Source organism: Acidobacteriota bacterium (assembly GCA_004299485.1).
In the GTDB taxonomy this organism is placed as follows: Bacteria; Acidobacteriota; Terriglobia; order Terriglobales; family SCQP01; genus SCQP01.
This window is the reverse complement of the sequence record SCQP01000021.1, coordinates 1-20,943: the sequence shown is the minus strand read 5'-3', so window position 1 is coordinate 20,943 and position 20,943 is coordinate 1. Positions and strand designations below refer to the sequence as shown.

General features: G+C 63.8%; 22 protein-coding genes. 8 read left to right on the top strand and 14 right to left on the bottom strand.

Annotated elements, in window-relative coordinates; translation table 11 throughout:
- Nucleotides 1-16: 16 nt before the first annotated feature.
- Nucleotides 17-265, bottom strand: coding sequence for a hypothetical protein (locus tag EPN33_15220; GenBank protein TAN20519.1), 249 nt, complete (start codon nucleotides 263-265; stop codon nucleotides 17-19).
- 226 nt (nucleotides 266-491) lie between these two features.
- Here EPN33_15220 and EPN33_15215 point away from each other — a divergent pair, with 226 nt between their 5' ends.
- Nucleotides 492-1,019 (top strand): hypothetical protein, encoded by a 528-nt coding sequence (locus tag EPN33_15215; protein TAN20518.1) that lies wholly within the window; start codon nucleotides 492-494, stop codon nucleotides 1,017-1,019.
- Here EPN33_15215 and EPN33_15210 read toward each other — a convergent pair.
- Nucleotides 964-1,182 (bottom strand): hypothetical protein, encoded by a 219-nt coding sequence (locus tag EPN33_15210; GenBank protein ID TAN20517.1) that lies wholly within the window; start codon nucleotides 1,180-1,182, stop codon nucleotides 964-966. The two genes, EPN33_15215 and EPN33_15210, sit on opposite strands and share 56 nt — an antisense overlap.
- An 11-nt stretch (nucleotides 1,183-1,193) precedes the next feature.
- Here EPN33_15210 and EPN33_15205 point away from each other — a divergent pair, with 11 nt between their 5' ends.
- Nucleotides 1,194-1,595: a hypothetical protein gene (locus EPN33_15205; GenBank protein TAN20516.1), complete on the top strand. Its 402-nt coding sequence runs from the start codon at nucleotides 1,194-1,196 to the stop codon at nucleotides 1,593-1,595.
- 81 nt (nucleotides 1,596-1,676) lie between these two features.
- The gene (locus EPN33_15200; protein TAN20515.1) at nucleotides 1,677-3,062 is read left to right on the top strand and encodes an MBL fold metallo-hydrolase; all 1,386 of its coding nucleotides are present in this window, start codon (nucleotides 1,677-1,679) and stop codon (nucleotides 3,060-3,062) included.
- 257 nt (nucleotides 3,063-3,319) lie between these two features.
- Here the strand turns inward: EPN33_15200 and EPN33_15195 are convergent, their stop codons facing one another.
- The 7 genes from EPN33_15195 to EPN33_15165 all read right to left on the bottom strand — a co-directional run bounded on the left by EPN33_15195 (nucleotide 3,320) and on the right by EPN33_15165 (nucleotide 7,994).
- Nucleotides 3,320-3,925, bottom strand: a complete 606-nt coding sequence (locus tag EPN33_15195) for a ribosome recycling factor (protein TAN20514.1) — start codon at nucleotides 3,923-3,925, stop codon at nucleotides 3,320-3,322.
- A complete protein-coding gene (locus EPN33_15190; protein TAN20513.1) occupies nucleotides 3,922-4,659 on the bottom strand; it encodes a UMP kinase in 738 nt (245 codons plus the stop codon). The genes EPN33_15195 and EPN33_15190 overlap by 4 nt, the downstream gene beginning before the upstream one ends.
- Nucleotides 4,660-4,667: 8 nt before the next feature.
- The gene (locus EPN33_15185) at nucleotides 4,668-5,279 is read right to left on the bottom strand and encodes an elongation factor Ts (protein ID TAN20512.1); all 612 of its coding nucleotides are present in this window, start codon (nucleotides 5,277-5,279) and stop codon (nucleotides 4,668-4,670) included.
- 22 nt (nucleotides 5,280-5,301) lie between these two features.
- The gene (rpsB, locus tag EPN33_15180; GenBank protein ID TAN20511.1) at nucleotides 5,302-6,171 is read right to left on the bottom strand and encodes a 30S ribosomal protein S2; all 870 of its coding nucleotides are present in this window, start codon (nucleotides 6,169-6,171) and stop codon (nucleotides 5,302-5,304) included.
- Nucleotides 6,172-6,283: 112 nt separating this feature from the next.
- Nucleotides 6,284-6,679, bottom strand: coding sequence for a 30S ribosomal protein S9 (locus EPN33_15175; GenBank protein TAN20510.1), 396 nt, complete (start codon nucleotides 6,677-6,679; stop codon nucleotides 6,284-6,286).
- A 9-nt stretch (nucleotides 6,680-6,688) separates the two neighbouring features.
- The gene (locus tag EPN33_15170) at nucleotides 6,689-7,141 is read right to left on the bottom strand and encodes a 50S ribosomal protein L13 (protein ID TAN20509.1); all 453 of its coding nucleotides are present in this window, start codon (nucleotides 7,139-7,141) and stop codon (nucleotides 6,689-6,691) included.
- Between the two features lie 100 nt (nucleotides 7,142-7,241).
- Nucleotides 7,242-7,994, bottom strand: coding sequence for a methyltransferase domain-containing protein (locus EPN33_15165; GenBank protein TAN20508.1), 753 nt, complete (start codon nucleotides 7,992-7,994; stop codon nucleotides 7,242-7,244).
- Nucleotides 7,995-7,999: 5 nt separating this feature from the next.
- Between EPN33_15165 and EPN33_15160 the strand changes: the two genes are divergently transcribed.
- Genes EPN33_15160 through EPN33_15150 form a run of 3 tightly spaced genes read left to right on the top strand, consistent with a single transcriptional unit; the run spans nucleotide 8,000 to nucleotide 11,948 of the window.
- On the top strand, nucleotides 8,000-10,285 hold the full coding sequence (locus tag EPN33_15160; protein ID TAN20507.1) for an amylo-alpha-1,6-glucosidase: 2,286 nt from the start codon (nucleotides 8,000-8,002) through the stop codon (nucleotides 10,283-10,285).
- 47 nt (nucleotides 10,286-10,332) lie between these two features.
- Entirely contained in the window at nucleotides 10,333-11,310 is a 978-nt protein-coding gene (locus EPN33_15155; protein ID TAN20506.1) for a hypothetical protein, read from the top strand.
- A gap of 53 nt (nucleotides 11,311-11,363) precedes the next feature.
- On the top strand, nucleotides 11,364-11,948 hold the full coding sequence (locus EPN33_15150; protein TAN20505.1) for a PIN domain nuclease: 585 nt from the start codon (nucleotides 11,364-11,366) through the stop codon (nucleotides 11,946-11,948).
- On the opposite strand, the gene EPN33_15145 is transcribed toward EPN33_15150, so the two are convergent.
- From EPN33_15145 to EPN33_15125, 5 genes are all read right to left on the bottom strand, one after another.
- Complete coding sequence (locus EPN33_15145) at nucleotides 11,941-14,223, bottom strand: amylo-alpha-1,6-glucosidase (GenBank protein TAN20504.1); 2,283 nt, start codon at nucleotides 14,221-14,223, stop codon at nucleotides 11,941-11,943. The genes EPN33_15150 and EPN33_15145 overlap by 8 nt on opposite strands.
- 6 nt (nucleotides 14,224-14,229) lie before the next feature.
- Complete coding sequence (locus EPN33_15140) at nucleotides 14,230-15,315, bottom strand: glycosyltransferase family 4 protein (protein TAN20503.1); 1,086 nt, start codon at nucleotides 15,313-15,315, stop codon at nucleotides 14,230-14,232.
- 164 nt (nucleotides 15,316-15,479) lie between these two features.
- Nucleotides 15,480-15,920: a prepilin-type N-terminal cleavage/methylation domain-containing protein gene (locus tag EPN33_15135; protein TAN20502.1), complete on the bottom strand. Its 441-nt coding sequence runs from the start codon at nucleotides 15,918-15,920 to the stop codon at nucleotides 15,480-15,482.
- On the bottom strand, nucleotides 15,914-16,378 hold the full coding sequence (locus tag EPN33_15130; GenBank protein TAN20501.1) for a type II secretion system protein: 465 nt from the start codon (nucleotides 16,376-16,378) through the stop codon (nucleotides 15,914-15,916). The genes EPN33_15135 and EPN33_15130 overlap by 7 nt, the downstream gene beginning before the upstream one ends.
- Nucleotides 16,375-18,705: a hypothetical protein gene (locus tag EPN33_15125; GenBank protein ID TAN20500.1), complete on the bottom strand. Its 2,331-nt coding sequence runs from the start codon at nucleotides 18,703-18,705 to the stop codon at nucleotides 16,375-16,377. Before EPN33_15125 ends, EPN33_15130 begins: the two co-directional genes overlap by 4 nt.
- A gap of 55 nt (nucleotides 18,706-18,760) precedes the next feature.
- Here EPN33_15125 and smpB point away from each other — a divergent pair, with 55 nt between their 5' ends.
- Both smpB and EPN33_15115 read left to right on the top strand, forming a co-directional pair.
- Nucleotides 18,761-19,234 (top strand): SsrA-binding protein SmpB, encoded by a 474-nt coding sequence (gene smpB, locus EPN33_15120; protein TAN20525.1) that lies wholly within the window; start codon nucleotides 18,761-18,763, stop codon nucleotides 19,232-19,234.
- Entirely contained in the window at nucleotides 19,231-20,679 is a 1,449-nt protein-coding gene (locus EPN33_15115) for a leucyl aminopeptidase (GenBank protein TAN20499.1), read from the top strand. Before smpB ends, EPN33_15115 begins: the two co-directional genes overlap by 4 nt.
- Nucleotides 20,680-20,943: the final 264 nt, after the last annotated feature.

The following is a 20,943-nucleotide window of genomic DNA, read 5'->3' as shown; positions in this document are numbered from 1 at the left end:
GGTCGGGGCGAGCCGCCTACTGCTGTTCCTGAGTATGCGGCGGTGGCAGTAATTCATCGACGGTGCGGTCGATGACCTCATCGGTGAGCTCGTCCATGCCCTCGTAGGGGTTGAAGCTGTAGTCGATTTCGTTGTTCGAACTCGGAACCCCGGCTGCCCGATCCTGCTTGCGGGCGGAGCGGCGCTCGATTTTCTCGCGCTGACGCTCCTGACGCTGTTTTTCTTTTTGCCGTTTTTGGAAAGTCGGACCAGAACGACCCGCCATGGCGAACCTCCCAGGGTTAGAGTAAAGCGCCGCACGTGAAACGCTGGATGCGCCGCTGCTACCAGTGTAGCACCGGCTCGCGCCGTTCTGCTTCTGCGCTCCGGTTGCGCGGCACTACGGAAGAAATTGCGCTCAGCTCTGCAAACGAAAGGCGCAAGGCCTCGCCAATCAGCGTGGGTGCCGGTGGCAACCTACATGCAAGCGGACTACGATAGAGGTACCCGCGTTGCTCCGCTTCATCCGTCAGCACCCCGTTTTTGGTCTCGTCCTTGCGCTCAGTGTGGAAGCCTGGCTCGCCTTGCCCGGCGAGGCCATGATCGCGCTCGCCGCCTCGACCATCGGCGAAGCCTACGGGCTGGTACGGATGGCGATCGCAGGCGTGGTGGGCATGCTGGTCAATGATCTCATCCTCTACCTCGTGAGCCAGGCCGGACGGGACGTGCTGATTCACTGGATCGGGCTGCATCATCTCCACTTTCACCTCTCGCCGGAGCTGGTGCTGGGCGCCAAGTTCCTGCCGCCCCTGCGCAGCGCCGCCTACGTGATTTACGGCTTCCAAGGCACGCCCATCGGCCGCTTCATCGTAGTGTCGTTGCTGTCAAGTCTGGTCTGGGTGGGCCTGTATTTGCTGCTCGGCCGGAGCTTTCGCGAAAAGATCAGCGGTGCGATGCATTGGCTGGATGGCGGCGGGCGCTGGGTCACGGTGGCCGAGGTCGGCCTGACCGTGGCGCTGGTCGCCGTGGTCTGGATCTAGGCAAAGCAAAGGCGGGGCAATGGAGCCCCCGCCGCAGCGGGCTCCCGGGCGCAGGGAGCGGGCCGCGCGGCGAAGCCGCGCTGGGTGCCTGCGATGTAACATGGTCGGGATATATTCCGTAGTTGAACTGGCGCCAGATCCAGCGGGTTCCGCTCTGGCCCACTGGAGGATTTCATGAAACGTTCGCCATTCCTTGCCGCTGCCGCCCTGTTGGCTTGCGGCGCCCTCTCGGCCTGGGCGGCCGCCCCCGCCTCCATGCCTGCCCCCTCACCTTCCGGCGCCGCCGTTGCCGCACAGCAAGGCCGGCGCAATATGTCTCCGGCCGAACGCGCCAAGATGACGGTGGCGCGCATCGACCGCTCCGTTCATCTCACCCCAGACCAGAAAACCAAGATGGAAGCCATTTACGAGAAAGCCAACACCCAGGCCATGCAGGCCATGCGCGATGGCGACCGCTCGCAAATGCGCCAAATCTTCGGCCAGGCGACTAAGGATGCGCAGGCGCTCTGCACCCCTGCCCAGCTTGCCAACTGGCCCAAGCCGCGCCGCCGCCGTGGCGGTGGTGGCGGGCGCTAACCGGGAGCGACCAGGGCAAAAGTGGTGAGCCACCCGCGGATGCCTCTGGCATCCGCGGCTTTTTTCGTGCCTAATGAAGGCATGCAAATCAGCTTTCACGGCGCTGCCAGCGATGTCACCGGTTCATGCCATTTGCTGCATGTTGGCAAGCAGCAGATTCTGATCGATTGCGGCATGTTCCAGGGCAGCCGCAAACTGCATGAAGAAAACGGCGAGCCGTTCGGATTTGACCCGGCCAAAATCAACCTGCTGCTGCTGACGCACGCGCACCTGGATCACTGCGGCCGCATCCCGATCCTGGTGAAGCAAGGCTTCCGCGGACGCATCCTCACCACCGCCGGCACGGTGGATCTGGCCAAGCTGGTGCTGCAGGATGCCGCCGGGCTGCAGGAAGAAGAGATGCGGCGCTATCATTTTCCGGCGCTGTTTGGCGCCGCGGACGTCCAGACCGCGCTGGGTCAGTTTGAAGGCGCGATGGCGCACGGCGCCGCGCGCGAGGTCGCCCCCGGGGTGCGGGCGACGTTCTATAAAGCCGGACACATTCTCGGCTCGGCCTGGATTCTGCTCGAACTGGAAGAAGGCAGCGAACGCCGGCGCGTCATCTTCAGCGGTGACCTGGGCAACCGCAACAAGCCCATCCTGAATCCGCCCGATCCCGCGCTGCCCGCGGATGTCGTGGTCATGGAATCGACCTATGGCGACCGCAACCATCGCTCCCAGGCCGAATCGATCGCCGAATTCCGCGCTGCGGTGCAGGCGACCGTGAGCGAGGGCGGCAACGTCGTCATCCCCACCTTCGCGCTGGAGCGCGCGCAGGATTTGCTCTACTACCTGCGGCAGATGGTCGAAGACCACGCCCTCCCCGCCGACACCCCGGTCTTTCTGGATTCGCCCATGGCGATCTCAGCGACGGAGGTCTTCCGCCGCCATCCCGAGTACTTCAATCCCGAAATGAAGGCGCTGCTGGCGGCGGGCACGGATCCGTTTGCCCTGCCCAGGCTGCAGTTCACGCGCACCACGGACGCCTCCAAGGCCATCGCCAAGGCGCGCGGCGCCGTCATCATGGCCGGCTCCGGCATGGCCACCGGCGGCCGCATTCTGCATCACCTGGCGAACAATCTCGGCGACGCCCGCAACCACATCATCTTCGTCGGCTACGCCTCCCACGGCACGCCCGCGCGGCAGGTCATTGATGGCGCCCGAGAGATCAGGATTTATGGCGAGCCGGTTGCCGTCCGGGCCAAGGTGACTACCATCGGCGGCTTTTCCGCCCACGCCGACCACGACGACCTTCTGGCCTGGGCTCAGGCCGGCGGCAAACCCGGCAAAGTGCTGCTGGTTCATGGCGAGCCCAAAGCCGCCGCCGTGCTGGCCCACGACATCGAGGCGCGTGGCATCTCCACCGCCATCCCCAAACTCGGCGACCGCTTCGACCTGAGCGCGGCTGGTGCCGTCGCCGCCCGCTAGAGCAAAACCAGACCTGCTATAGCCGGGCGGCCCGGGTCGTTTGCGGCTTCGACACCAGGAGAAGCCGCACGCACTCCGACCGAGCGTGCTACACCAAGTCTGGTTTTGCTCTAAGGCTGACTCCTTCCGGCGCACCACCCACCACCCATCAACGCCTTTGGAGGAGCCCTGAGCGCCAGCGGGCGGACCCTGCCGGGAATCGAAGCCTGCACTCCAAGCGACCAACGGGAGCGACCAGGGCAAAAAGTGGCGAGCCACTAGAGTGTGGTGATTTCTTTTTCCTTGGCGGCGGCCATTTCGTCGATTTTGGCCTGCTCGGCTTCGGTGAGTTTCTGCACGTCGTCAAGGGCGCGCTTTTCATCGTCCTCACCGATGGACTTGGCCGTCTTCAGCTTCTTCACCGCCTCGTTGCCATCACGGCGGATGTTGCGCAGACCGGTGCGATGGTCTTCGAGGATTTTATGTAGCGCTTTGACCAGACTCTGACGGCGCTCAGCGGTGAGCGGCGGAATCGGAATGCGGATGAGTTTGCCGTCGTTGCCGGGATTGAGGCCCAAATCGGCCGTGCGGATCGCCTTTTCAATCGCCGGCAGCGCGGAAACATCAAAGGGCTGCACCGTCAGCATCTGCGGCTCGGGCGCGTTGATGGTAGCCAACTGATTCAGCGGCATCTCGGTGCCGTAATATTCGGCGCGCACGGTATCGAGCAAATGCACCGAGGCCCGGCCGGTGCGAATCGCGGCCAGGGCGTTGCGGAAATCGTTGGCGGTTGACTCCATCCGCTGCGTAAGCTGCTGGAAAACGGGACGCAGCGCGGGAACCGACGCACTGGCGGCGGCAGGAGACTTCGGTGCAGGACTCATGAGGCAGCTCCGGATTGCGATTGCGGACCGATGCGCGAGCCCACCGGCTCGCCCCGGGCGACTTTGATGATGTTGCCGGGCTGCAGCAGGCTGAACACAATCACGGGCAGGTGATTGTCCTGGCACAGCGAGACCGCGGCAATGTCCATCACGCGCAGGTTGCGGCGGATGAACTCCTGGTAGTCGATGGCAGGAAAGCGCGTGGCCGTGGGGTTCAGGGTGGGATCGGCGTCGTAGATGCCGTCCACCTTGGTGCCCTTGAGAATCGCTTCCGCGTGGATTTCCATGGCGCGCAGGGCGGCGGCGGTGTCGGTGGAAAAGTAGGGGCTGCCGGTGCCGCCCACGAAAATCACGCAGCGGCCCTTTTCCAGGTGGCGGATGGCGCGCCGGCGGATGAAGCGCTCGGCAACCTGATTCATCTCGATGGCGCTCATCACCCGGGTATCCAGACCACGGCGCTCGAGCGCATCCTGCATCGCCAGGCCGTTGATCACCGTCGCCAGCATGCCCATCTGATCGGCGGCGACGCGGTCCATGTGCTTGGCCTGCAAGGCCACGCCCCGGAAGAAATTGCCGCCACCGAGGACAAGGGCGATTTGTACGCCGGCCTGCGCGGCGGTGACGATCTCACCCGCGATGGCGTCCATGCGCTCGGGCGAAATACCCAACTGCTGCTCGCCCGCCAGCGCCTCACCGGACAACTTGAGCAGAACCCGCTTATAGGCGCTGGCCATGGGCGTACTCAGGCCGAGGGTTCGTCGCCGGTCTTGAAGCGGCAGAAGCGCCGGACTTCGATCTTCTCGCCCAGCTTGGCCACTTTCGCCGCCACCAGCTCGGCAATCGTGAGCTTGTCATCCTTGATGAAGTGCTGCTCGGCGAGGCAGTGCTCTTCGTAGAATTTCGCCATCTTGCCTTCGACGATCTTATCGAGAATGGCAGCGGGTTTGCCGGCATTCACCGTCACCGCCTGCTCGCGCAACTTCGCACGCTCGGCTTCGAGCGCCTCGGCGGGCACCTCCTCGCGCGTCAGATAGGCCGGCCCGGCGGCGGCAATATGCATCGCCAAATCGTGCACCAGCTCCTGAAATTCGACCGTGCGCGCCACAAAATCGCTTTCGCAGGCCACATCCACCAGCACGCCCAGCTTGCCGCCGGCATGAATGTAGCTGCCGATGGAGCCTTCCGCGGCGGTGCGGGTGGCTTTTTTGGCGGCGGCCGCAATGCCGCGCTTGAGCAGCACCATCTCCGCCTTTTCCATATCACCGCCGGCTTCCGTCAGCGCGCGCTTGCACTCCATCATGGGAGCGCTGGTCCGCTCCCGCAGGGCTTTCACTTGAGCAGCAGAAATTTCCATAGTCGCAGACATCAACAATCCCTTACCGCGCCGGCGCCGCTTGCGGCGTATCGGAGATGCGGCTGTCGTGGAATTCGGCCGCCTCCGGCTCGGGCCCCTTGCGGGCCTCGATTTCGGACTCATCTTCACCGCTTTCGGCGGGGGTGGCCTCGCCGTCACCGGCCGCTTCCGGCGGCGCGCCGTCGGCCGGCGCCTGACCGCCCGAAGTGTGCAGGTTGCGGCCTTCGGCGCAGGCATCGGCGATGCGGCTGGTGAACAGCCGGATGGCCCGCAGGGCATCGTCATTGCCGGGAATCACATGATCCACCGCGGACGGGTCGCAGTTGGTGTCGACCACCGCCACGACCGGAATGCCCAGCTTGCGCGCCTCCGCCACCGCAATCTGTTCCTTGTTCGAGTCAATCACGAAAATCACATCTGGCAGACCGGGCATGTCGCGGATCCCCGCCAGGTTGGTGTGCAGGTGCTTGCGCTCGCGCTCCAGCTTGATGACTTCTTTTTTCGGCAACTGCTCGTAGCGGCCGTCGGTGGCCATCGCATCCAGCTCCTTGAGCCGGTTGATGGACTTTTGAATGGTCACCCAGTTGGTGAGCAGGCCGCCCAGCCAGCGCTGATTGACGTAGAACATGCCGGCGCGGGTGGCTTCTTCGGCAATGGCATCCTGCGCCTGGCGCTTGGTGCCCACGAACAATACGATTTTGCCTTGCGCGCATTGTTCCTGCACGAACGCCGAGGCCTCTTTGAACATCTTCAGCGTCTTCTGCAAATCGACAATGTAGATGCCGTTGCGCTCGCCAAAAATGTATTCCTTCATTTTGGGGTTCCAGCGTTTGGTTTGGTGCCCGAAGTGAACCCCCGCCTCGAGCAGCTCTTTCATGCTAATGGATGCCAAGTACCCTCCTATCGAAGTTTGCAGCGGCTCGCGCCGTCTTGCGGGGCTGCGCCCCGGGCCTCCCGGTGGTCGGCCACCCCGCTGGGCTCGACGTAAGCCACTTTCTCTCCCTCTACCGCTTGGAGAATTGGAAGCGCTTGCGCGCCCCTTTCTGTCCGTACTTCTTGCGTTCCTTCATCCTTGAATCCCGCGTCAGCAGCCCGGCGGCGCGCAGCTTGGCGCGCAATTCCGGATTGAGCAGCAGCAGCGCACGGGCCACGCCCAGCGCCACCGCGCCGCTCTGGCTGTTGACGCCGCCGCCGCGCACGTTGGCCAGCACATCGTACTGATCCGCCATGGCGGCGATGGTCAGCGGCCGGTTCGCCAGCAGCTCGCGCGTAGGCGTGCCGAAGTAGGCGCCGTAGGCCTTGCCATTGATTTTGCGCTGGCCGCTGCCAGGGCGCAGAATTACCCGCGCCACCGACGTTTTGCGCCGGCCGGTTGCCTGGTATTGAACGAGGTCTGCCATAAAAACTTGCTATGCTCCTGCGGCGCGCTGTTTGGTCAGCTTCACCGCTTCTGGCTGCTGCGCCGTATGGGGATGCTCGGCGCCACGATACACCTTTAACTTGCTGCAGAGATGCTTGCCGAACTTGGTCTTGGGCAGCATGCCCTCCACCGCATCCCGGACCACCTCTTCCGGATGCTTGGCCATGCGGACGCGCAGTGTGGCCGTTTTCAGCCCGCCGGCGGTGCCGGTGAAGTGGTGGTATTCCTTGTCCTCGACTTTGTTCCCTGTCACCCGGATCTTGGCGGCGTTGATGATTACCACGTGTTCGCCCGTATCCATAAAGGGCGTGTAATGGGGTGCGTTCTTGCCGCGCAGAAGCTGCGCGACGCGCGAGGCAAAGCGCCCGAGGACCTCGCCTTCGGCATCGACCACGTACCAATGCGGCTCGACCGTCTTGCTACTGGGAAAATACGTGCTCATGGTTCTCGCTTGCCAATTCCCTTTCTTCTAGTCACAGTGATGCCCCAGCCTCAGTAGAGACGGGGCTACAGGAGGGACTACGCCCGGACAATCTTATACTCTAGTGAACCGGCGCGGCTTTGTCAATCCGCGCTCGCCGGGCCCAGACGTGGCGTGCCATCGCGGGCGGAAAATTCAGCGCCACCGGTACCGCGCGGCTGGTGTGGTTGTGCAAAAAGCAGTCGACCACCGAGCCCACCGCGCGCAGGCGTGCACGTTCGGTCTCGTTGCGCACAAACGCCGCCTTGACCCTCCGGACGTACAGATATTCAAAGTAGGAGAGCACCCCACCGGGCAGCAGCAGTCCGCCGAGCAGGCTCAAAATGCGCGCTACCAGATCCGGGCTGAAATTATTCAGTGGCAGGCCGGAGATGATGAAATCGAATTCTGGCCTTGGCTCCCAGGTGCAAATATCGCCAAAGTGGATAGTGCAGGCAATCCCTCGCTCCTCTACTCGCGCCTGCTGCAGCCGCGCCTCCAGCACGGGTTGAAAGGCGGGGTTGATCTCGCAAATATCCAGGCTGTCGCCCGCGCCCAAGTGGCGCAAAATGGCGCGCGTGAAGACGCCTGTGCCGGCGCCCACTTCCAGAACGCGTAAGGACCGGAGGCCCCTGGCCTTGGCCAGCGGCGCCGTCATCTCCGCCGCCAGCGCCCCGCCGCTGGGCGCAATCGCGCCCGTCGCGAGAAAATGAGTGCGGAACTGGCCATAGAACAGCCGATAAGTATTCCAGACACTCAGCTTCGGATGACCTGCATCCGCCATTGCCCCAGTATACGCGCCTTGAAAACACCACGTATGCACCGGGCATCCCATCAGGTGTGGAATCCCGCGATACACCCCGTTCCGACCTTATCCGGCTCCAGACCCGCCCGCACCAGCTCAATGCTTCCCAATCCCGCACCGTGCTGATCTGCGACCGTGAAGGCATGATCACCGATGTCGACCAGCATGGCGTCTTTATCCACGAGACCCGCGTGCTCTCGCGCCTGGTCTGGAACCTGCAGCATGAGCTGTACACCGTCGAGGCAAGCACCGTCCACCAGAACTCAATTCTGGTCTACGCCATCGCCCAACCCCAGCGCCGGCTCCCGGCCTACTCCGGCGCAACCCGGCACAAAGGTCATGCGCGCGGCGCCACGGAAGAAACCATCGAGCTCCGCCTGGCGACGGTGCTGAGTGACGGGCTGCATCAGGACGCCGACATCACCAACTTCACCATCCAGGAGCAGCTTGTGCAGGTGCGGCTGGAACTGGATGCCGATTTCGCCGGCCTGGATGAGGTACTGAGTGGCGAGCGCCGGCAAAAAGGCTCGCTCCTCCGGCAGAGCGAACACAGCCCCGAGCTGATCCACCTGCGTTGGAGCTACAAAGCTCATCATCGCGGCTGCCATCTGGAGCGCGGCGTCGAGTTGCGCTTGCACGGCGTCCCCGCCGGCGCCCGGCTCGATCGCCATGGCGTGCGCTGGCAAGTGCGCCTGGCGCCCGGAGCCACCGCCCACGTTTGCCTCGAGCTCGCCGCACGGATCGAAAAACGCAAGCTGGAACCCGCCCGGGGCTGCTACCAGCTCGAATATCGCGACCCACGGCAAACCGCCTATCTCGAGGCCACCACCCAGATCACGCCCCGCCCGCAGCCGCTCAGCACCGTCGAGCGGGCGGTCGAGCGCGCGCGGCACGATCTCGCCAGCCTGCGCCTGTTCGATCTTGACCGCGCGGACGGCTGGGTTCCAGCCGCGGGCATTCCCAACTACGTGGCCACTTTCGGCCGCGACATTCTTACCGCCGCCTGGCAGTCGGCGCTGCTCGCGCCCGACATTCTGCGCGGCTCGCTGCAGGTGCTGCGCGAGCTGCAGGGCCAGCGCACCGACAACTGGCGCGATGAGCAGCCCGGCAAGATGCTGCATGAGGCCCACACCGGGCCGCTCTCGGTGTTGAACTACCGCCCGCAAGGCCGCTACTACGGTTCGTTCAACACCTCGCCCTTCTATGTCATCGTCCTTTCCGAATTTCTCCACTGGACGGGTGACAAGGCCACCATGCTGCAGCATCTGGACGCCGCCCGGCGCACCATGGTCTGGATGGACCGCGACGGCCATCCCGGCCCCAAGCACTTTTATGCCTTTACAACCCGCAGCTCGCAGGGCGTGAAAAACCAGGGCTGGAAAGACTCCGGCGACGCGCTCATCTACCCCGACGGCAGCATCGTGCCCGACCCCATTGCCACCTGCGAAATCCAGGGTTACGCCTACGAAGCCAAGCTCCGCATGGCCGAGCTGCTGTTTCTTGCCGGCGAACGGGCGGAGGCCGCGCGCATGCTCTGGCAGGCGCACGAGCTGAAAAAACGCTTCAACGACGTCTTCTGGATGCCGCAGGAGAACTACTTCGCCATGGCGCTCGATCCGCGCGGCCGGCAGGTGCGCTCGATCGGCTCCGATCCCGGCGATGCCCTCGCGACCGGCATCATTGCCCGCGACTATGTTCAGGCCACCGTCGATCGCCTCTTCGCCCCGGACATGTTCACTGAGTGGGGCATTCGCACGCTCTCCTCCGGCCACATTGCCTTCAACCCCTACAGCTATCATCGCGGCTCCGTCTGGCCCGCGGAAAACGCCGCCATCGGCGTAGGTCTGCGGCGCTACGGCCACACCGGGCATCTCGCGGAGCTGATGCGGGCGCAAATGGCCATCGCCGAGCGTTTTCAGTTCGTCCGCTTTCCGGAAGTCATGTGCGGTCACCGGCGCTCGCAGGCGCAACCGTTTCCGCCGGTGTATCCGCAATCCTGCTCGCCGCAGGCATGGTCGGCCGGCGCGCCGGTGATCTTCCTGCAAATGCTGCTCGGCATTTATCCTTACGCACCCATGGAAATTCTCTTCCTCGACCCGCACCTGCCGGATTGGTTTCCCCACTGCCGGCTGGAGCGGTTGCGCGTCGGCCAAGCCTGCCTGGATATCGACTTTGAGCGCACCGAGTCCGGCGAGAGCCGCTTCCAGGTCACCGAACGCAGCGGTCACGTGCGCATCATCCGCCAGCCTTCGCCCTGGTCGGTGTTTGCCAGTCCACAGGAGCGGATTGAAGACTTCGTCGCCTCCCTCTGGGCGGCCTAGCGATATTCACCGGAACCTCATGCGGCACGGCTGCGTATGATGAGGGCATGACACTACGCAGGATTGCCCTGATACTGACCGCCGGAATCGTTCTGGTCGCCCTCCAGGCCGGCTTGGCCGCTCAATCCGGAAGTTTTCATCGTCAATACCAGGTCAACGGCCCGGTCACCCTCATCGTCCACAACGGCTCCGGCGACGTGCACGTGAGCGCCATGCCCGGCCGTACAGTCACCATCGACGCGGTGATCCGGTCCCACTTCAACTTCTTTTTCGGGGCAAGCCCGCAGGACATCCAGCGCATCGAACAGAATCCGCCGGTCACGCAAAACGGCAACACCATCCGCATCGATGAGGTGCACTCCGGCTGGATGAGTAACATCTCGATCCGCTACACCATCACCACCCCGCCCAACACCGAGGTGCGCGCCGAAACCGGCTCCGGCGACCTCTACCTGAGCAGCCTGCAGCGCTCGGCGCGCCTGGGCACCGGCTCCGGCGACATTCACCTCGACAACCTGGGCGGAGGCGTGCACGCCTCGACCGGCAGTGGCGACATCACCTTCGGCCGTATCCAGGGCGATGCGGAGTTTTCGACCGGCAGCGGCGACGTCCGCGGCCGCGAAGTTACCGGGCACGCTCATCTTTCAACCGGCAGCGGTGATGTCCGCATCGAAGAAATGGATCAGGGCGGCTACGCCGGAACCGGTAGCGGCCAGCTCTCAGTGGGTCAAGTCACCGGCGAACTCACGGCGCACTCCGGCAGCGGCGACCTGACCATTCAGGGCCAGCTCAACGGCGATCACCATTGGGATCTTCGCACCGGCTCGGGCGAACTGCACATAGCGCTCACCGGCGGCAGCGCCGCGCAGGCGCAACTGAGCACCGATTCCGGCGACATCACCGTGCGCCTGCCCAGCCGCAACGTCAGCACCAGCCGCCATTCCTGGACAGGCGTAATCGGCAACGGCGCGGCGGCCGCGACCCTCAACGCCCACGCCGGCAGCGGCGACATCGTCGTACATTGAGCGCAGCGGTATACTGTGCGCATGAAGCGCACGAATCTTGTGCTTGATGAAAAATTGCTCGAGCAAGTGCGGCGCGAAACCGGTGCCCGTACTTACTCGGCCGCAGTGAACATGGCTCTGGCGGAGCTATTGCGAGTCCGAAAACTCCAGCAGCTTCCCCGCTTTTTCGGCAGCGGCGCCTGGCAAGGGGATCTGGCGGAAATGCGCGAGGATCAACCCCGTCGCCGGAGAAGCCAAGGCCGCCGTTGACTCTTGCCGATACTTCCGTCTGGGTACACCTGCTGCAGACCCGGCCTGTGGCAGAGTTGGATTTCGCCTCGCTGGTCCAGGTCGTCACCTGCCCACCCGTGGTTCAGGAGGTGCTCCAGGGGCTTACGTCTGAGCGCCCGTGGCCGGGCCTCGTGCCAGCCATCCTAAGCTTACCCGTCCTCAGCGACCCCGTCCCACTTGCGCTGTTCCGTTCCGCAGCCGAAATCTATCGCGCTGGCCGAAGCCGCGGATATACGATTCGCTCCTCTATGGACTGCCTCATCGCGGCGATCGCGATCGAACACCAAGCACCCGTCTGGCACCGCGACCGGGATTTCGACGTCATCGCACGCTTCACCCAGCTTCACGTAGTGCGCTCAATTAATTGAGTTCGCCCGAGCGCGGCGCGGTGAAGTCCACCGAGATGGCCAGGCGGTCGCCCTGAATGTCGAGCACGTTGCAGAACGTCCGCTGGCTGCGGCGGTTGAATTCGAGCGAAACCTGCGAGTTGCCAATGCGCAAATGATGGATGCGCAGCCACTGCAGCCAGTCCGGTAGCACCGGGTTGACCACCCGCAGCTCGTGGCGGCTGGCGTTGGGGCGCAGTCCCAGCGCCGCGGTGAGCAGCAGGAACCAGGCGCCCGAGGCCCACGCCTGCGGCGAACAGGACACCGGGTAATTGACCGGCCGGTCGAATTCGTTGCGCTGCACGCCCACAAACAACTCCGGCAGGCGGTGATCGCGAAAGTGATTGGCCGCCTGAAATAAACCGGTAAGCACACGCAACAGCGGCTGCTTGAAATCGTAAAAGGCGAAGCCCTGGGCGATGAGGGAGTTGTCGTGCGGCCAGACCGAACCGCGATGGTAACTCAGGGGATTGAAGGTGGGCTCATCGGAAGAAAGCGTGCGCAACCCCCAGCCGCTGTACATATCCGACCGCATCATCCGGCGCGCGACCTGGCGCGCGCGCTCGCGGCTGATAATGCGGCTCCAGAGCAAATGGCCGGCGTTGGAGGTGATGGCCCGCACCGGCCGCTTGGCGGCGTCGAGCGCAGCCGCGTAGTAGCCCTGCTCGGGCTGCCAGTACAGGCGCTCGAAACGGTGCGAAAGCTCGGTCGCCTGGCGCCGCAGCCGGTCGGCCGCAGCCGTATCTCCGCACGTCCGCAACAGGCGCGAAAACCGGTAGCGCGCTTCATAGCAGTAACCCTGGACCTCGCACAACGCCAGCGGCGCTTGCGGCAGGCTGCCGTCCGGCAGCAGATAGGCATCCCAGGAATCTTTCCAGCCCTGATTGTCGAGCCCCTGTGGCGAGCGCCGCTGATACTCGACCAGGCCATCGCCGTCGCGGTCGCCGTACTCGTCCATCCAGGCCAGCGCCCGCCGTGCGGCCGGAAGCAGCTCCTCGATCATGGCGTCATCGCCGGTCCAGTTGTAAGTTTCGTCCAGCACGATCAGAAACAGCGGCGTGGCGTCGACCGAGCCGAAATACGGCGAATGCGGCATCTCCCCCGCACGCGTCATCTCCCCTTCGCGCATCTCGTGCAGGATCTTGCCTGGCTCCTCATCGCGCCAGTCATCGCGTTTGCCGCCCTGATGCTGCGCCAGGTAGCGCAGCGTCTCCTTGGCCAGATGGGGGTGCAGCATCAGCACCTGATAGCTGGCGATGAGTGAATCGCGCCCGAAAATGGTGGCAAACCAGGGAATGCCGGCCGCAACAATTTCTCCCCCGCCGGGCGCTACGCGGCCGTGCTCGGTCAGGCTGCCGCTCGCTCCGAAGGGCACGCGCAGCGAAAAAAAATCGCTGGTCGCAATCTGCAGACAGCGGGTGAAGGTGTCATCGGAGCTTTCAAAGCTGGTGGTCAGGCGCTCCCAATCCTGCACGTTACTGCGGCGGCGCGCCAGCGCGGCAACGAAGTTCGGCTCGCGGCTCTGCGCCGGTAGCGGATGCCGCGGCGGCGCACCCACCGTGCCCGAGATCGTGCACTGCAGCGTTTGCTGCTCGTCCGGCGCCAGCGTCAGCTCGAAGCTGGCCGAATCCGGACTGAGAACCCGTGGAGAAGGTGAAAAGTGAATTTGCGTCTGCCGGAACTGGTCATCGCGGCCCAGGTAGCTGAAGGTGATCCCATCAGCCTGCAACTGCGGGCGGAAGTAGGTGCCGGTGACCTGCCGCAGCATGCCCCGCACCTGGAACACATCCATGAAATCGGCGGCAAAGCACAGCTCGACATCCAGCGTCACCGGCAGCAAGCCGAAATTGCGGAAGGTCAGGCGATCGAAAAATTCTCCGGCCAGCAACTGCTCCCGGTGCACGTACACCGTGTTCTCCGGCAGATCCAGATGATCCCGCGTGGCCATCGTGGCCGCCGTCAGCTCGATCTGCGCCAGCAGGTTCTGCTCGGTCGCCGCCGACAGCACCAGCGCGCGGTGGCCGTTCACGCGCAGCTCCCACCGGCTCAGAAAACGGGTGTCGTAGAAAAACAGGCCTACATCGGTGGAACTGGGCGGCGCGATGTCGCCCGCCAGCGCGGTTGCCACAAAGGCCTTGCCGTCAATCAGCGTCAGGTTGTTGATGCGGCGTGGCTCGCCGCCATGCGCTGCCCGGGGCTGGGGTGGCGCTTCGGCTACTTCCAACTCCAACTGGCTGAAATCCGAGTCCCCCTCCATCTCTCTTTATGATGCCAACTGCAAGCCGGCGGGTGTGGCGCGGCTCCTGTGGCTGCACCCTTCATAGACGCCAATGTACTGATCGACCATCTGTTCCACGCTGAAGTGGCGCTCGACGTATGCGCGGCATGCGCCGGGCTCGAGGTTGAGCGTGACCGCTCGGCGCGCCATCTCGGCTGCATCACTGCAAATCCAGCCCGAAACGCCATCCGCCACCACCTCGGGCACAGAGCCGCGTGGAAAGGCAAGCACAGGTACACCGCAGGCCATGGCCTCAATCATGATCAAGCCAAACGGCTCCTCCCATTGAATCGGAAACAGCAGCGCCCGTGCCCCTGCCAGCAGTTCGTTTTTCCCTGCCAGATCCAGCTCGCCCACGTATTCGATGTCGCGTCCGAGCTGCGGCTTCACCCGCGTTTCCCAGTACTCGCGGAACATGGGCTGCACTTCCCCGGCAATTTTCAGTGGCAGGCCTGCGCGGCGTGCCACCTCAATCGCCACGTGGGTCCCTTTAATGGGCGCAATCCGGCCGATGAAACACAAATAGTCCCGCCGGCCCGCCGCCACATGGTAGCGCCGGCAGTCCAGGCCGTGCGGGATGACCTCGAGCTGAGGCATCTGCTCCAGCCGCGCCTGATACCGGCTGATGGCGATGTAGTGCACATCGGGAAACGAGCGGTAATAGCGGCTCAGCGCCGGCTCATAGGGATGATGGAGCGTGTAAACAAATGGCGTGGGCACGCAGCGCGACAGAGTCAGGCCCGGCGCGTTGTTGAGGTGAATGATGTCGCAGGTGTGCGCGGCATCTTCGCAGGCCCAACTGGAATGGTCGAGATCTTCCAGGCTGCTTTCGAGCACCGATTCAATGGGCCAGCGCCCGGCGGCAACCCGCCACCGGATTTCACAATCGACCTGAGAATTGCCAACCGTGTATACGATGGGATAATGCCCGCGCCGTTTCAGACCTTCGGCGAGCTGGGCCGCAAACAGCTCGGTTCCCCCATAGCGGACGGGGGGGACGTTAATGAACGGTGGCACCACAAGACCGATGCGCAGCGGTTCAGCAGGCATGGATCGGGTGTGCGGCGTCATGGAGGGGCAACCAAAAGTGTTAGATGACGCCCCGGACGTAGGGCTGTATGTACCCTGCTGGCGTTCAGCGGATCAGCTTGTCAGCCGCCGACGGCACACTTCAGGCGTCGCCTTGGCTCTCGAGCCTTAGCTGTAAGCTGTGAACTGCAAGCTGTAAGCTCTTTTCACCAACTGCTATAGGCGGTTCCGTCGAGGCCGGCACCGGAGGCGCCGCTGTGGACGTCGACGATGCCGCCCTGCGTCTGGAACGGCGACATCACGTCGGCGCTGCTCTCCGTGACCCAGGTGGACGCTGAATGCGTCATCGGATCGACCGGAACGGCGCGCAGATAGCCCGCTGAGACCAGATCATCGAGCGCCTGCGGCGCCTGCTGTTTGTCGAGCGTGTATTGATTGATGAGCGAACGCAGTTGGAACAAATCATCGCGCAGCACCGCCTCTTGCGAGGCGCGCACCGTGGTGCGGTAGTTGGGAACGGCCATCGCCAGCAGAATGCCGATGATGGCAATCACCATAATCAACTCGATCAAGGTGAACCCCAAGCTACGCCGCTGGGGCCGCCTGACTGATAACTGATGACTGATAACTGAGAACTGCCTCACCATTTATCCACCTGCGTTCCGTCCAGCGCGGTCGCCTGGCTGGTGGTGTAAACATCGAAAACGTCCTGACCGCCCCAGCTTGTCGAATCGGGCGGGTCCTGCACCGCGCGCATGCCCCAGTCGGAGGAGTTGGTGAACGGGTCCTTGGGAATCGCGCGCAGAAAGCGGATCGTCTCCGTGCCCATGGGCACGCCGCTGACCAGCGTCTGCAAATCCGGCGGATAGCCGTGCGTATCCACCTGCACCTGAATCAGGCCCTGGTCGGCGGCATCTTTGTAGCGATCAATGGCGTTGCGCATTTCGCGCAGTTCGGTGCGCAACTCGTGCTCCTTAGCGCGCTCGACGCTGACGCGCGCCATGGGAATCGCCATCGAGGTGAGCACCACCAGAATGGCGGTCGCCACCAGCAGCTCGATCAGCGTCATTCCGGCGGTGGCCCGCCGGATGTGCTTCGCGGTCATTGGACTACCACGGTTGCCGGAACGGAAACGTACGTTTGCGGCGCACCCTTGGGGCTACGCGCGCCCAGGCGGCTGATGGAAAGTTGCGCCGTGCCCGCCGCCTTGGCGAGGAACGTGACCGTGATGATATCGCCGGCGCCCGACACGCCCGCCGCGCCGGTCGGACGGCTGAGACTGACCTGTGCGGTGCCATGCTCGGCATCCTGGCGGTAGACCATCGAGAGCGGCTTGTTGCCCGCCTGCAGGAACAGGCCGGTGCTCATCGACTGCAACTGCAAAACCTTAGGATCGAAGTTGAGTTGGAAGGTGTAGGCGTACGCGTCGGTCGCATTGTGAGCGGTGATTTTCACCTGGAAGGTCTTGCCCACCTGCGTCTGGACCGAGGTGGGTGCAAACTCCAGCGCCGGAGCATCGGGCGGCGGTGCAACCGGAGTGGAACCCTCCGCCGCAGACGATTCGCCCGAAGCCGCCGCAGCGGTTTCCGCGCTCGACGGCGGCACGATGCGCAGGTGCACATCGTTCTGCGTGCCCGTATACAATGCCTGCAAATCTTCGGGGGTGATATTCAGCTTGTGAACGATGTGCGGCGTCTCGATGATCAGAATCTCGTTGTTGGTCGTTTCGTTGTGCTCACTGGAAAACAGGTAGCGGAACAGCGGAATTTCGCTCAGGCCGGGAAGGCCCTTCACGTTGTGCGTGATCGTGTTCACATTCAAGCCGCCCAATACGATGCTCTGGCCATTGCGGACTTCAATGGTGTGATCGATCAGGTTGTTGCCGATGATCGGCTGCTGAATACCGCCGATATTGGTGAAGCTGTTCACGCTCGAAACCTCGATGTGCTCCTTGAGCAGAATGGACTGATCGCCCTGCACCTGCGGCGTCAGGTTGATGATCACACCCACCGGCTGATACTGGAACTGGGTGTTGACCAGCGGGTTAATGCCCACGCCGCCGATGCCGGGCTGGAAGCTGCCGGTGGCGATCGGGATCTTCTCGCCGATTTGCAACTCCGCCTTCTGGCCCTGAATGCTGCGCAGGGTCGGCTCCTGGATGGTCTGCGTCTGGCTGTCGCTCAGCAGCGCGCTCAACGTAGCGTTGGGTATCGTGACCGCGTAGTTATTGCTGGTGAGGTGGCGCAAGTCGTTCAAGCTGGGCAGCGCGCTGGAAGGCGTGGTCGAAGTGCCACCGCTCGTACCGCTGCTGCCACTGCTGGTGGAAGTCGTCGGCGTGGTGGTCTGCAAGCCGATACCAAAACTGGTCGGTGGCAGCAGGCCCAGATCGCGCGCGCGGTCGCGGCTGACCTGCAAAATCCGCATGTCCACCACCACCTCGGGCGGCGCCTTGTCGATGTCATCCAGCACGCGCTGCACCAGCGCCACTTTGTCGGGCGTATCGCGCATCACCAGCGCGTCGATGCTGGCCACGGGCATGATGTGCGGCTGCGGCTGCATCAGGCCGCGCACCGCGGCGGCAATTTCAGTCAAATCCGCCGTGGTCTGAATGTTTTTCAGGTAAAAGACCTTCAGCACGGTCGGATCGACCTGCTGATGGGTCTGATTGTTGTTGTTCGCCACCAGGATGGTATTGGGCGTGATGGGCGTGTAGAAGCTGTTGGTCTGCACGTTGAGCACGTGCAGAATCTCAATCACCGTAACGTTGTGCAGATCCAGGCTCACCCGGCCGCTATTGGAATAACCTCCCTGGCCGCCGGTGTCAAACAGTACGTTGAGCCCGGCCAGCTTGGCCGCGGCGCGATAGGCATTTTCCGGATCGCTATTTACGGTAAAGTCCCGGATCACGCTATTGGCGAGCGGCGCCAGCTCGACCGGCCCGGCGGCGCGCGCCAGCCGCGCCTGCAGCGAGTTTTGTTGCGCCTCGGTCACGGTTTCGCCCGGCGGAGGCGGCGGCGGGTGGATCAGATTCTCAACGTCGGTGATTTCCTGCTGGGCGATAAAGTTGGCCGGATCGATCGAGGCCGCAAACTGAAACTGCTTCAGCGCCTCGGCGTACTTCTTTTCCGCCTTCAGTTTTTCGCCCTGCTGGATATGCCCATTGGCCGCAGCGAATTGGGCCTTGTGGGTGGCGATCTGGTACTCCACGTTGTTGGGCGCCAGCCGCATCGCCTCGCGGAAATCGACGAAGGCCTGGTCGTAGTTCTGCCGCTCCATCATCAACTGGCCATGGCGGAAATAGGGCTTGCCCTTGTCGCCGGCATGCACCTGAGGCACACCGACGGCAAAGGCCACGGCCAGCACGAGCACACAAATGCGGAATTTGGCAGGGAAAGCGGTCACCGGCATCAATGGTAAGGCCTTTGCCTTCAAGGAACGGTCTCGGGCTGCTTCAGTTCTGGTTTTTTCGCTATAGCATTAATATGTGGTGGATCAGGGCACGCAACAACACAAAAATATTAGCGAAAACCGCCAAGCGCACCACAATTATCACCTGTTGGAGCGCTGGGAGGCAGGCATCGCCCTGACCGGCGGCGAGGTCAAATCGCTGCGCGAAGGCCAGGTGCAGCTCAAAGATAGCTACGGCTTGCTGCGCGATGGCCAGCTCTGGCTCCTCAATTGCCACATCAGTCCTTATAAAAACGCCGGCTACACTCTCCACGACCCCGACCGCACCCGCCGGCTGCTGCTGCACCGGGCCGAGCTCTCCAAGCTCGAGGGCAAGGTCCGCGAAAAGGGCCTGACCCTGATTCCCCTTCGGCTGTATTGGAAAAATGGCCACGTCAAGCTGGAACTGGCGCTGGCCAAAGGCAAACAACTTTACGATAAGCGCGCCACCGAGCGGAAGCGTGAGGCCGAGGCCACGGCGCGCCAGGCCATGAAGGAACGACTGCGTCGATGACCACAGAACTCGTATTTGCAAAACCAGAACAAATAGAAACCGAAGCCCTGGTGCTCATGTTGGGCACACAGCCTCCGGCCCTTCCCGTCGCCGCCGAGCTGTACCAAAGCGAAGAATTCACCGGCAAGGCTCTGGAGATTGCCGTGCTCCATCACCCGGCCGGTTGCAAGGCGCAACGGCTGGTGCTCGCCGGACGCGGCGAGGCCGGCTTGGGCGTGCTCGATTGCTGGCGGCTGGCAGGCGCGGTCGCACGGCAGCTCAAGGGCCGGAACGTCCATGAGATGACGCTGGTTCTGCCGGAGGGTCTCGAGGCCACCGCCGCCGCGTGGGCCGCCATTACGGGGGTGGACTCGGCGAATTTTGAGCCTGACACCTATAAGAGCGACCGCAAGCCCGAACGCCAAATCCGCACCCTGAAGCTGATCCCGCCCAGTGGCAGCAATCAAAAGGCTCTGGAGCAGGCCATACGCGAGGCCTTGATTTACGCCGGTGCCCAGCGCTTCGCCCGCGAGCTGGCGAACGAACCCAGCAACGTGCTCACCCCCACGGCCATGGGCCAACGCGCGGCGGCGATGGCGAAAGCGGCAGGTCTGGAATGCGAACTGATCGGCCCCGAGCGGGCGCGCGAGCTGAAAATGGGCGCTTTTCTGAGTGTGGGGCAAGGCAGCGCCGAGCCGCCCTGCATGATGGTGCTGCGCTACCGCGGCGGCGACACCAAGGGCCCGACGCTGGGCATCATCGGCAAGGGCATTACCTTTGACACCGGCGGCATCTCCATCAAGCCCGCCGCCAACATGGACCAGATGAAGTTCGACATGTGCGGCGGCGCGGCCACGCTCGCCGCCATGCAGGCCATTGCGGCACTGCACGTCAAGCTCAACGTCATCGGCATCGTGCCAGCATCTGAAAACATGCCCGGCGGCCGCGCCCAGAAACCGGGCGACGTGCAAACCTCGATGTCGGGCAAGACCATCGAGGTGCTCAACACCGACGCCGAAGGCCGCCTCGTGCTCTCCGACGCGATTCACTATGCCAAAACCCTGGGCGCGACCCACCTGATCGACTCCGCCACCCTCACCGGCTCAGTGGTGGTCGCCCTGGCGCACGTCAACAGCGGCGTGTTCGCAAACAACGATGAGTTTTACGCCAAATTCGAAACCGCCCGCGCCCGCGGCGGCGAAAAGATGTGGCGTCTGCCGCTCGACCCGGAATACTCCGACATGATGAAAGGCCAGGTCGGCGACCTCATCAACGCCGGCGGCCGCTGGGGCGGCGCCATCACCGCCGCGGCCTTCCTCCAGGCCTTCGTCGGCGACACCCCCTGGGTCCACCTCGACATCGCCGGCACCGCCTGGCTGGAAGAAGCCAAGCCCTGGATGCCCAAAGGCCCCACCGGCGTGCCGACCTATACTCTCATCAACCTCGCCCGCGAAATGGCCCGCTAGCCAGATACCGGGGGCGCCTCTGCGCCTCCGCAAGCGGCGGCTGGGCCCCGGGGCCCCAGCCGCAGCGCTCCCACGGCCGCCGCGCGGCGGACACCAGTCCGTCGCGCTCCATCAATGCCGCCCAAAGGCCCCACCGGCGTGCCGACCTATACCCTCATCAACCTCGCCCGCGAAATGGCCCGCTAGCCAGATACCGGGGGCGCCTCTGCGCCTCCACAAGCGGCGGCTGGGCCCCGGGCCCCAGCCGCAGCGCTCCCACGGCCG